Here is an 11832-nt window from a genome sequence, read left to right on the forward strand (position 1 = left end):
GCATTTTGCAAACAACTAAATAGATATTATTACAAGGAGGATACATGTTCCACAGCTAACCGAGTCGGTTGTAATCTAACCTAAGATAGAAGCTATCTAACAGTTTACTACAAATATGATGTAACATTTTAAAACATAGTATAACATGTAAATAGGATAGAAATCTGTTTGATTATACTAATAAAGTCAGTTATAAGGAGAATAATATGATATGGAAAATACACCTGTAATTAAAACTGAAAGACTTATTTTACGTAAGTTTACTCAGGATGACGTAGAAGCTTTATTTGAAATTTTAAGTTGTAAGGAAGTAAATACATTTCTACCATGGCTTCCTCTAAAGACTCTTGATGAAGCAAAGGTGTTTTTAGAGGAACGTTTCTTGGCTTATTACGATAAACCATCAAATTACCGTTACGCCATTTGCCTGAAAGAGTACGATAAGCCTATTGGTTATGTGTGGCTTTCAGATAATGAAAGTTGTGATTTTGGATATGGGCTGAAAAAAGAATTTTGGCATAAAGGTATTGTTAGTGAGGTGACAAAAGGGGTATTAGAAATAATTAAAAAAGCAGGTTACAAATATATCACCGCTACTCACGATATAAATAATCCAAGAAGCGGCGAGGTGATGAAAAGACTAGGTATGAGCTATAAATACTCCTATGTAGAGCAGTGGCAACCTAAAGATATTCCAGTAACTTTTCGCATGTATCAACTCAATATTGATGGAGAGAGTGATAGAACTTATTTATACTATTGGAATCGATATGAAAATCATTTTATAGAGAAGAATCTGTAAGATACAATACATATTGTAAAAAACCTTTTAACCAATCAGGTAATAATTTTACTGATTAATAGAACGGTTAAAATAGGTAGAGATATGAATAATAGTTCAAGAAAAAAATGAAGTAAAGCGTTAGAGAGTTATATCACTCCATCATCGAACAATGTGTTTACACTTGTTCAGCACAGGGTCAAAAAGCCTCTAGGGTTAGACTAAAGGTGTTACTAAGTAGTCACGCTCATACATTCCCCAGCTAAACGAGTCGACAGCACTCCAACCTAAGATAAGAGCTACCTAAGTTTGGAGCACTACCTGTAACACTGAGCAACGCCGTATACACGGAAACGTTATAAGACATTGGCGTATCATTTCGGAGCAGTTTTTGAGGGTCTTTTGATTGACAATACCATAACACTAGATGGAGGTATAGATGAAAAGATGAAGACAATTGTTATTTATAAGTCCAAAACTGGTTTTACTAAAATGTATGCAGAATGGATAGGAGAGGAACTTAACTGTGATATTTCGAGTTACGAAAATTTCCCTCTGTCCACTATTGCAGAATATGATTGTGTAATTTACGGAAGTCGTGTTCATGCAGGAAAAGTTGATGGAATAAAAGAGATAAAAGAATTGTTTGTAGGTTGTATAACCACTAAACTTGTTGTATTTGCCACAGGCGGAACACCATTAGAGGCAAAAGATGTTATTAATAAAATTTGGCAGAGGGTTTTTTCAGAAAAAGAGTTGAAAACAATTCCACATTTTTATATGCAGAGTGGATTAAATTACAAAAAAATGAGTTTTGGAGATCGTACAATTATGAAGACGCTTGCTAAAATTCTAGGTAGGAAAAAAATCAAAAATTCAGCAGAAACAGGATGTGAGAAAGCTATTGCAAATTCCTATGATATTTCTTCTCGAAAATATATTGTACCTTTAGTTGAATTTGTAAAAGAGCAGGCAAAGATATTATAATATTGATTTTTACACAATAAAATGAGTGGAGTTAATATTAGTATATGAAGCATTCCTAACGGGGCGTGCTCACCACATCGTTTCACTGGGAACGAAGCACCTCCAAGACGGACTAACTTACAAGCCTGCTCAGGGACATCACAGATGCAGGACGTCAGGTGAAATAGGTTCAAGATAACTTATATTTCTATAATTTGGGAAATGGAGAGGAACAAAATGTACAAATATAAAACCATTATATTTGATTTAGATGGTACCTTGTTTAAAACTGACACCATATTTGTTGAAGCTATTAATCAAATTTGTATGGCAAGAGGAGTACAAACATGGGAAAAAGGTAAATTAATAGAGCTTATAGGCAAACCTACGATTGATATTTGCAGAATATTATTTGGAGACAAAATAACCAATAAAGAAGTAGAAATCATACAAAATGAGGTAAGGTCAATCGAGGAAAAACTCTTGGTTCAATCAGGAAAGTTATATGAGGGTGTTATTAAAATGCTAAACAAACTCAAGAATGCTGATTACACTCTTTGTATTTGTACAAATGGTAGTGATATTTACACAAATAGGATACTAAGTAATTTTGCAATTAAAGACAAGTTTTCTATTATTAAGTCTAGAATTGATGGACTTACTAAATCACAACATATAATACAGATTTTAGATGAAACTGAGAGTTGTAATGCTATAGTGGTAGGGGATAGAGCTTCGGATTTTGAATCAGCTGAAGATACTGGCTGCCTGTCTATTGGAGTTTCTTATGGTTACGGGGGGGATGAATATCAATATGCAAATTTTACTGCAGTTTCAACAATAAACATATATTACATTATAGAGAAAATCAACAGAATTTACTATAAAGTATCTAATACAATAATTAACACTAAAAAGAAAGAGATACCGCTTATTGTTGGGATAAATGGTGTAGATACTTCAGGGAAGACAGTTTTCACTAAGGATTTAGCAAATTATCTTAAGAAACTTGGTTTCCATATCCAAACTATTCATTTGGATGATTTTCACAATCCTTCTGAGATTAGACATAAGGATACTAATCCTATCCTATCATATATACACAATGCTTTTAATCTTAATTGTATTGAAACTGAGTTGCTAAAACCAGTTATATCAGATGGGATATTAGATAAAGAGCTTACTTTATTAGAATTAGAGAGTAATGAATTTAATATCATTAAAAAGTATGAAATTAATCCTGATACAATAGTTTTAGTTGAAGGAGTATTGTTATATAGAGAACCAATTGATAAATATTTTGAGTTAAGAATATACCTAGATATTTCATTTGAAGAAGTATTAAAAAGAGCTTCTATAAGAGATGGATGTTTGATGGGTGAAACAGTTATTGAAAAATATCGACAAAAGTATATTCCTATTCAAAAATGGTATATTGAAAAATATCAACCTGTGAAGAAAAGCACAATAATAATCAAGAATGATAATTATGAAAAACCTAAAATAAGTTCTAATATGAAAAATCTGTTTAAAGAAAAAGAATATAGGATAGGGTTCAGAACTGCTGCAGAAGAAGATTTAGATGATATTAGAAAATTACACAAAGAAGACTATGTCAAAGAGATGCTTGGAGTTACAGAATTACCGGATAAAGAATATCTTAAAGCTAAAAACACAAAATGCTATGTTATTTTAAATGGCACAAGTGAAATTATTGGAATAATTGAGTTTTTCAGTATTTCATGGAGGAATAGAAGAGCAGAGTTAAGTATTATTATAAAAAGTGAGTACAGAGGAAAAGGATATGGAACAGAAGCTATAGAGAAAATACTAGATATTGGATTTGGTGAATTAGGGTTTAATAGAATATGGCTAAGAGTATTAGACTACAATAGACAAGCTATTGAAAGCTATAAAAAAGCAGGATTTATAGAAGAAGGTGTTTGTAGGGAGGAAAGCTTTAGGTTTGGTAAATTCAAGAATCAAATTCAGATGAGTATATTAAGAAATGAATGGATTCACCGAAGAAATTAAACTTCTAATAAAATTACATAAGTCTTACTCCACCTAACAGTGTTTTTACGCAGGGGTGCTGGTGGGCACATTTTGAAGTGAAGGTCAGCACACCACATTACTTCATTGGGTAACAAGTTCCACTAAGGCAGTCTAGCTTTTGGTTCCGGCTCAGGGACGTCGCAAACACGAAAACGATAGTGTAATTCAGATAAGCTTTGGAGAGAGAAAAAGATATCACTAAATAAAGGGGAATGAAACAAAGGGGTAGTGAATATATGGAAAAATACAAATCGAATCATCTTATATTAAAGGATGTAAGTTTAATTGATTGCAATACTGACCATGTGCAGAAGAATATGACAATAAGTATTAGAAATGGTATCATAGAAAAAATTATAAAAGAGGGTGAGCTGGAGACATTCGAAGATACAAAAGTAATAACTCTTACAGGGAAAACAGTAATTCCAGGTTTGATTGATTCTCATGTACATCTTTTTCAATCTGGAGTAGATGATTTTATGAAACCATATGCTGAAAAACTAATTAAAAAATTTAAACGAAATTGTTGGTTAACTATACGCTCTGGAGTTACTACAGTTAGAAACATGCCCGGTGGTCGTGGTTATAAAATCTTTAAATATAAAGAAAAAGTGAATAAAGGTGAAATTATTGGACCTAGGATTTTAGCATCTGGACCTGCGATCTCTGTACCTTATAGTTATTTTAGTATATTAGCATATTTGCCATTTAACTCTTTTGTGCGATTTTTCATAGAACGATTATTTCGAATACGAGGTTTATCTATTGACGTAAATAATGAGAGAGAAGCTAAAGAGGTTGTTAGAAGACTAAAACGAGAAGGAGTAGATTTTATAAAGACTATTACTCCAGGTTCTAATTATCCTTATGCAGAAGATGAAAACATGAAATTAGAGTTGTTAACTAAAGGTTTAAAAAATGAGCATTTAGAGGCAAGTATGCAACCTAGAATATTGAGAGCTATTAGCGAAGAAGCCAACAAACTAGATCTGAAAGTTGCCTGCCACAACATATATGGAACGGAAGGGTTTTCAGAAGCGGTTAAAGCAGGTGTAGATAGTATTGAGCACTCACCTATGGGATTACTTAGTGAAGAGATATTTAATCTTATGAAAGAAAAAGAAGTTTATTGGGTACCAACAGCACATGCTATTTATAATTGGAAAAATATTATAGATAATCCTGATATATATGAAACGGAAGAAATGAAAGAATTAGTACCAGAACCATTTCATTCTTTTGGGAAAAAGTGTTTACAAAAAGTAAGAGACGATATAGAAAATGGTGGATTCTGGAGTAAGTTTCATAATGATGTAGAAATATTCAAACATGAGTATTTTCCTGTGAATATTAGTAAAGCAATAGAAAAAGGAGTGAAAATTGTTGCCGGAGTTGATTGCGGAGCAGGAGGTGCTGGATATATTCCACACGGACAATTACACAAGGAGCTAGAGTTATATGTTGTAAATGGTATGGGTGAGTTCGATGCCCTTCAGACTGCAACAAAAAATGCAGCTGAACTATTAGGAAAGATAGATGAACTAGGAACTATTGAGGAGGGAAAAGTCGGTGATATTGTCGTTCTAGATAGTGATCCATTAAAGAATATATGTAATTTAAAAAGAATTAATCTTGTTATTAAAGAAGGAAATATAGTTTTTAATAAAAAAGAACCATTCTAAAAAAGTTCCACTATGATAGTATTTCTATAGGGTACAGCTAAAAAACGTCATAAACACAGAAACGTTATGAGACATTGTCCCATCATTTCTGGTAGTCCTCTTGGCTAAATGAAATAGGCGTTTATGTTTAATAATGCCAGCTATAATTTAATAAAGTAAGATGAAACAGGAGGTAATTAATCTGGAAAATTTTCGGTTATTTATAAGTGCTATAATTCAGGTTATTATATTTTCAATCATACCATTTATTTGGTGGATAATAAACGGAAGAAAAAATGCGAATTTTTTACAATGGTTGGGCATCAAGAGAATAATCATAAAAGATTGTAGAAAATATGTTGTAGTGGTATTATTTATGATATTTATTTCATTTCTCGTGGTGTTTGTTATACTCCCCTTGTATGTTGATGTTTCTAATAATGCAACTGCCCAGTTTGCAGGAAAAGGTTTTTCTGCCCTAATCCCTGCCCTAATATTTTCTTTCATAAAAACAGGTCTATCTGAGGAAATTTTTTTTAGGGGATTTCTAGCTAAAAGACTTATAAGTAAATTTGGATTTAAGATAGGGAATATTGCACAAGGCTTACTATTTGGTCTGTTACATGGGATGTTGTTTTTTTGGATAGCAGGAGTATTGGGGGCTATAGTTATAATTACTTTAACTGGTATATCTGGATGGTTGAGTGGATGGATTAATGAAAAACAGTCTGGCGGTTCGATTATCTCAAGTTGGTTGCTACATGGGACAGGTAATATTATTGCATCTATTGCCGCAATGTTCAATTCTATTTAAAACACGAGAAACACGAGGGGACGGTTCTCTTGTGTTCTTCTCTTATATTCTTTTTTCTAATACAGTTAAAACCTCAGTATCAACTTCTAATACCAAACCACAAATGTAAAAACTTAAGTCTTTTTATAATTAAATCATAAATAATGTAACATACGATTATTGTAAAAAAACTGATGAGTATAAACTTTACAGTAGCAGGAATATATAGTGGAAGAACTATTATAGCACCTATGTACATTACTATCATATGAATAATATACACTGGTAGAACTGCTTTACTTAAAACTGAAAGATATTTAAAGTCCTTATTTAAATAACTATAGCCGACTCCCAAAATAAAAAATATTAAACTTATTGATTCAATTGCTGTTAGCCAATGGGGCGAAGCGAAATCTAAATAATATACTCTAAACACATATAGACATGTTCCTAAAAATAGACACACATATTTATACTTTGATAAAGCTTTCCAAAACCCATCACCAATTGAAATAATTAAAAAACCTAGAATAAATGAAATTAGTCCTATTCTAAAACCATGACCACTCATGGCATAGCCAGTGAAACTAACATACCCTGGAGTAAGCCTAGCTACTAAAACATATGGAATGTACAGAAAAAATATCAATAAGCTATTCTTCTCAACTGCTTTCCTAATTTTAAGCATAAGCCAACTGTCTTTTCTATTTTTTAAGAACACAAGAACAGGTATCGTGATAATTATATAAATCATTAAATTCCCTAGAAACCAAAGATGGCCTGGGCTTGGGAAATAGAAAATGGCTTTTTTATAATAGTACTGAAATAGCATTATATGTATAGGTGTTATAGCAAAGAATCCAAAAACAAATGGTATTAAAATTCTTTTAGCTCTTTCTTTTAATAGAGCCTTCCAGTTTCTTCTTTGAAATGAAAAATACACACCCATTCCAGATACAAAAAACAGTAATGGAATCCTCCAAGTGTTTAGTAAGCTCATTAGATTCCATAGCCAATCTAATGATATATCATTTTTCATGAACAAAATGTGCTTTGCAAAGGGAGTGAAAAATATTGCTGTATGATAAATCATAAGTAAAATAATTGCAATAACCCTTAAAAGATCAATATCATACCTTCTGGTAATATTATTCAAATTTATGTTCATTCCTTTCAGGCTCTTGTTGTCAAAAAACCTTCCTGTATTTAGTTCCTTCTTTTAATACCAGCCTAATTGTTAATAATGTCTAATCAAAATTCTTGTACCTGCTTTATTGCTTAGGCTTTTGTACTAAAGATTTGCTAATTTATTGCCAGTTACATTTAAAAACAACATTTTTAGTTGTTTTAATCTACAGTTATCAGTATATATGAAAACATAGATCCTATACAAGGCTTCTTTTAACTATTGCATCGTGGGGACAGGAGTTTCAAACCTTATCAAGCAGTGATTATAACCAGTTGTAGCAAAGCCGTTTACGGATGTGAGTGGATAAACTCCAATAGCACTTAGATTTACTTATTTATTAAATATGACATACATATGTCAATTTAATGATGTATAATTGACTTAAGGGAGGTGAAATCAAGATGAAGATAACTCGTTTGTTGGAGATTACAATAATTCTACTAAACAAAGGAACCGTTACTGCGAAGGAGCTTGCAGATAGGTTTGGAGTGTCAAAAAGAACAATATATAGAGATATTGACGTGCTTTCAAGTGCTAGTGTGCCTGTTTTTACCAATAAAGGTAAGGGAGGTGGCATCTCATTAATGGAAAGCTATTCACTTAATAAAACCCTCATATCAGAGCAAGAAAGTGAAAGCCTAATGCTTGCTCTTAAAACATTGCAGGCAACCAAATATCCAGAAATTGATATTGTGCTGGATAAAATAGGAGCATTATTTAATAATGTAGATTCAACAGATTGGGTGTATATTGATTTTTCCGCTTGGGGTAGTAAACCTAATGAAAATGAAAAGTTTATAAATATTAAGAAGGCTATACTTCAACGTAAGCTCATTAGATTTGACTACCTTAGCTCAGAAGGGGTTAGAAGCAGCCGAAGCATTGAGCCAATGCGGATGGTATTTAAGAGTAATGCATGGTATTTGTGGGGATACTGCAAAGCAAGAGAAGATTTTCGTACTTTCCGAATTTCAAGGATGAAGAATGTTGTTTTAACAAATGAAGCTTTTGAAAGAAAAAATCCTGCAAGCTACAAAACATCTGAGGCTAATGAAGAACTAAAAAAGCCAGTAAAATTAAAGCTGAAATTTTATCCACAGGCCCTGTACAGGCTCTATGACGCATTTGAAGATGATGTAATTATCAAGAATCCTGATGGTACATACACTGTATCATTTTCATTTCTTGAAGATGAGTGGCTTTATGGATTAATTCTCTCATTTGGATGCTATGTTGAAGTTCTGGAGCCAAATTCTATTAGAGAAGCTGTTAAAGAAAAGCTGAATAAAGCATTGGATATATATAAAGTGTCAGAGGGACGGGGTTGTTGACATAATCTTATCAATAATATAATGGCACTGGAGGGTTAATAATGTTTTTATAAATGGCTGCGTATAATATCAGGTGGTATTGTAATAATCATTAGTATACTAATAATTATAGAATAACGGCTTTTATCTGATTATTGTATGATAAAGCTTAATTTATTTTTTTACTTAAGGAGGTTTTATTGATGTGTGATAGCTATATTAACTCAGAATCAAATAACGTTAATGAAGAGCATTTGTGCTGTGCAATTTCTGATAAAAAACATCAGCATGGTGTTGGTATGAAGCGAACTTGGTTGGCTGAAAGAATAAAAGAAGGTCATGTTTTTAAAAAGCTTGATGCTAGAGGAAAGGTTTTTATAGAGTATGCTTCAGTAGAAAATGCTTGGGTACCTGTTATGGGGGAAAACTATGTTTATATATATTGTTTTTGGGTTTCAGGTAGCTATAAAAAAAAGGGACATGGCAAGAAACTATTGGAGTATTGCATTGAAGATGCTAAGAGTAATGGCAAGTCTGGGATTTGTGTCATTAGCTCAAAGAAAAAAACTCCATTCCTTACAGATAAAAAGTACATGCTGAAATATGGATTTGAGGTAGCTGATGTTATTGATAATTATGAACTATTGGCTCTATCCTTTGACGGTACAAAGCCTTCTTTTACTGAAGGTGCTAGAAAGCAAAAAATAGATACTAAAGATCTAACAATTTACTACTCCATGCAATGTCCATATATACCCAATTGTATAGAGCAAGTAGAAGTGTATTGCAAAGAAAACAAAATACCTTTAAACCTCGTTAAAATAGACACACTGGAAAAGGCTAAGTCTGTCCCATGTGTATTTAATAATTATGCAGTTTTCTATGAAGGAAGGTTTATAACCACACATTTACTTAATTTAGGATATTTAAAAAAGATGGTTTTGAAGTAATTTAAATCCAGTTTAATATCATATCTTGTGAAAAACAAGGTTTATATAGGCGTGTATAAAAAGTCCATTTTTTTTAATATTAACATGATAATGATTGTCATTTTCACATTCACCTGTTATAATGAATTGAATAAAAAAATGAAGGAGATGGACAAAATGGATAGGAGTTTAGTACTTGTTTTATCATTATTAGTAGTGGGAATAATAGTTTTTTATTTTAGGGAGCCCTTTAAAAACAAATAAGAACATGGTATGCAATATCTTGGTTAGTATCGGCTCTAACATTCATCTATTATATTGTTACCTTGTTCGTTGAAGTGGATTATCATGCTTGGTATATAATACCATTTAGGGTAAGCTTCAGTGCAGTTATTCCAGCTGCCATATGGATGTATGTTATGTATGCTGGCGTAATACCTAAAGGGCATAGCTTTAAAAAACCAATGATGTCTGTGAGAACAGAATTATCTATACTGGCAGTAATTTGGTCTTTACCACAAGCAATTATTTATACATTAGGCGGCACTGTTGTAGCTTTTATACCCTTTATGATAGATTTAATTAATGGTGTTGAAGCCTTTGGCTATAGCTCATTAACCACAATTATAACCTACTTGTCTGGATATATTAATTTTGTTTTACTGGTAGTTTTAGGTTGGACATCAATGAAAAAGCCTAAGGCTAAAATGGGGATGGCAAAATGGAGAAAACTACAAAGATGGGCGTATTTATTTTATGCATCATGCTTTGCCCAATGGATTTTTATAGCTGTTAGGCGAGCAATTGGTCATGCTGCCCATGATGGAGTACATTTTTATCAAACCACTGAAATTATAAGGGTTATAATATATATTGTAGTTCTTGTAGGATACCTAGCATTAATGTATAAAAGAGAAAGCCATAAGAAAAAGGCTTTAGCTGAGGGTAGTGCTTAATAAACTGTTAATACATAGTTGATTAATGAAGCACATAAAAAATTATGAGGCAAATAATCAGCAACCCCAAATATGCAGATGCTTGTAAACATTATTATTACTATCAACATATAAGTGCGGAAGCCTGAGATAATAATAACATATCATTCAAAGCATTTAAGTATATACTTAAAATAAAGGCATAGTAGCTATTATACACTATGCCTTTACTTATATGGTTATAAAGAAAACTTAGTTCAGATGGAGTTTTAACTCCAAATGAGTTTTAGTTGCCCTTATTTCGAAGCTTAGCGGCACTTATCTCCTGCTTTGGAAGCGGGAGTGTTAGTAACGCCGCTGAGATAAAAAGCCAGCCATTAGTTTATGGCTTAGTACCTTGCTACTATTTTTTCTTACTGCCTAATTGCTGAATATGGCTTAAGTCTTCTTAAGCCGTATAGATCTAGCATACTAAAGCCTACCTTCGAAAATATGGGTAAGAAAATAAAGGCTAAAACATCACTTGATTCTGTTATCAAACCAAGACCAGAAGGACCAATTAGCCATACTGTTGGATAGCTAATCCAAAGGACAGTTAGGTACAAAGCGGTTGTTTTATAATGGTTACTGAGCTTTGTATCGCTTGCTTTAGCAATTTTATATAGGGGTACCCAAATTATAAAAAGAATAATAAATAAAGCAACCATACCAATGGAGTACCATATATACTTTAGACTATGCTCTGAAAGGTCTGCTATAAGTCCAGATAATATCATTATTATGTCTGCAAATACTAGGGATAAAATAATAGAGATGTTCTTAGATGTATAAAACATTGCTGTAAGTGCCAGTGACAGAAGCAGCAGAGGTGTTGTAACAATCCAGTCTAAATAACGTGCGAAGAATACTGTTTGTTCGGAGGTTTTTAAAAATCCTTGACCTATTGCAATGGAAAAATAAGCTATAGCTGACCAAACAGGTATAAAAATAGCAATTAAGTACTCGTATTGAGGCACCCCTTGAGGATTTCTACTTTGAAAATAAAAGTATAAAGCACCTGCCAGCATCACTGCTGCGTAGAACCAATGAAGCTGTAGAATAAACTCGTCCATTTAATCACTCCTCTATATAAGTTCATATGAGAGACGCTACTGATAACTCCTTTTCTAAGGGGATATGAGTACCGCCAAGTATTGAAATAGGTGGAAATAAG

General features: G+C 32.4%; 10 protein-coding genes. 8 read left to right on the top strand and 2 right to left on the bottom strand.

Annotation, left to right across the window (positions count from 1 at the left end; translation table 11 throughout):
• Positions 1-211 precede the first annotated feature (211 nt).
• From F8154_RS10605 to F8154_RS10625, 5 genes are all read left to right on the top strand, one after another.
• Complete coding sequence (locus tag F8154_RS10605; RefSeq protein ID WP_151861593.1) at positions 212-802, top strand: GNAT family N-acetyltransferase; 591 nt, start codon at positions 212-214, stop codon at positions 800-802.
• Positions 803-1228: 426 nt separating this feature from the next.
• Positions 1229-1768 (top strand): flavodoxin domain-containing protein, encoded by a 540-nt coding sequence (locus F8154_RS10610; RefSeq protein WP_151861594.1) that lies wholly within the window; start codon positions 1229-1231, stop codon positions 1766-1768.
• A 216-nt stretch (positions 1769-1984) separates the two neighbouring features.
• Positions 1985-3781 (top strand): GNAT family N-acetyltransferase, encoded by a 1797-nt coding sequence (locus F8154_RS10615; protein WP_192930249.1) that lies wholly within the window; start codon positions 1985-1987, stop codon positions 3779-3781.
• A 257-nt stretch (positions 3782-4038) separates the two neighbouring features.
• Positions 4039-5484 (top strand): amidohydrolase family protein, encoded by a 1446-nt coding sequence (locus tag F8154_RS10620; protein ID WP_192930250.1) that lies wholly within the window; start codon positions 4039-4041, stop codon positions 5482-5484.
• 397 nt (positions 5485-5881) lie between these two features.
• A complete protein-coding gene (locus tag F8154_RS10625; RefSeq protein ID WP_207706875.1) occupies positions 5882-6277 on the top strand; it encodes a CPBP family intramembrane glutamic endopeptidase in 396 nt (131 codons plus the stop codon).
• A 79-nt stretch (positions 6278-6356) separates the two neighbouring features.
• Here the strand turns inward: F8154_RS10625 and F8154_RS10630 are convergent, their stop codons facing one another.
• Positions 6357-7424: an acyltransferase family protein gene (locus F8154_RS10630; RefSeq protein ID WP_151861597.1), complete on the bottom strand. Its 1068-nt coding sequence runs from the start codon at positions 7422-7424 to the stop codon at positions 6357-6359.
• 422 nt (positions 7425-7846) lie between these two features.
• On the opposite strand from F8154_RS10630, the gene F8154_RS10635 reads away from it, so the two are divergent.
• The 3 genes from F8154_RS10635 (at position 7847) to F8154_RS10645 (ending at position 10640) form a co-directional block, all read left to right on the top strand.
• Entirely contained in the window at positions 7847-8776 is a 930-nt protein-coding gene (locus F8154_RS10635; RefSeq protein WP_151861598.1) for a helix-turn-helix transcriptional regulator, read from the top strand.
• A 182-nt stretch (positions 8777-8958) separates the two neighbouring features.
• Complete coding sequence (locus tag F8154_RS10640; RefSeq protein WP_151861599.1) at positions 8959-9705, top strand: GNAT family N-acetyltransferase; 747 nt, start codon at positions 8959-8961, stop codon at positions 9703-9705.
• A 305-nt stretch (positions 9706-10010) separates the two neighbouring features.
• Positions 10011-10640 carry a hypothetical protein gene (locus F8154_RS10645; protein ID WP_192930251.1) on the top strand — a complete coding sequence of 210 codons (630 nt, stop codon included), beginning with the start codon at positions 10011-10013 and terminating at the stop codon, positions 10638-10640.
• Positions 10641-11032: 392 nt separating this feature from the next.
• Here the strand turns inward: F8154_RS10645 and F8154_RS10650 are convergent, their stop codons facing one another.
• Complete coding sequence (locus F8154_RS10650) at positions 11033-11731, bottom strand: bacteriorhodopsin (protein WP_151861601.1); 699 nt, start codon at positions 11729-11731, stop codon at positions 11033-11035.
• Between the last annotated feature and the right edge of the window lie 101 nt (positions 11732-11832).

It is taken from the genome of Alkaliphilus pronyensis, assembly GCF_009017275.1.
Taxonomy (GTDB): domain Bacteria; phylum Bacillota; class Clostridia; order Peptostreptococcales; family Natronincolaceae; genus Alkaliphilus_C; species Alkaliphilus_C pronyensis.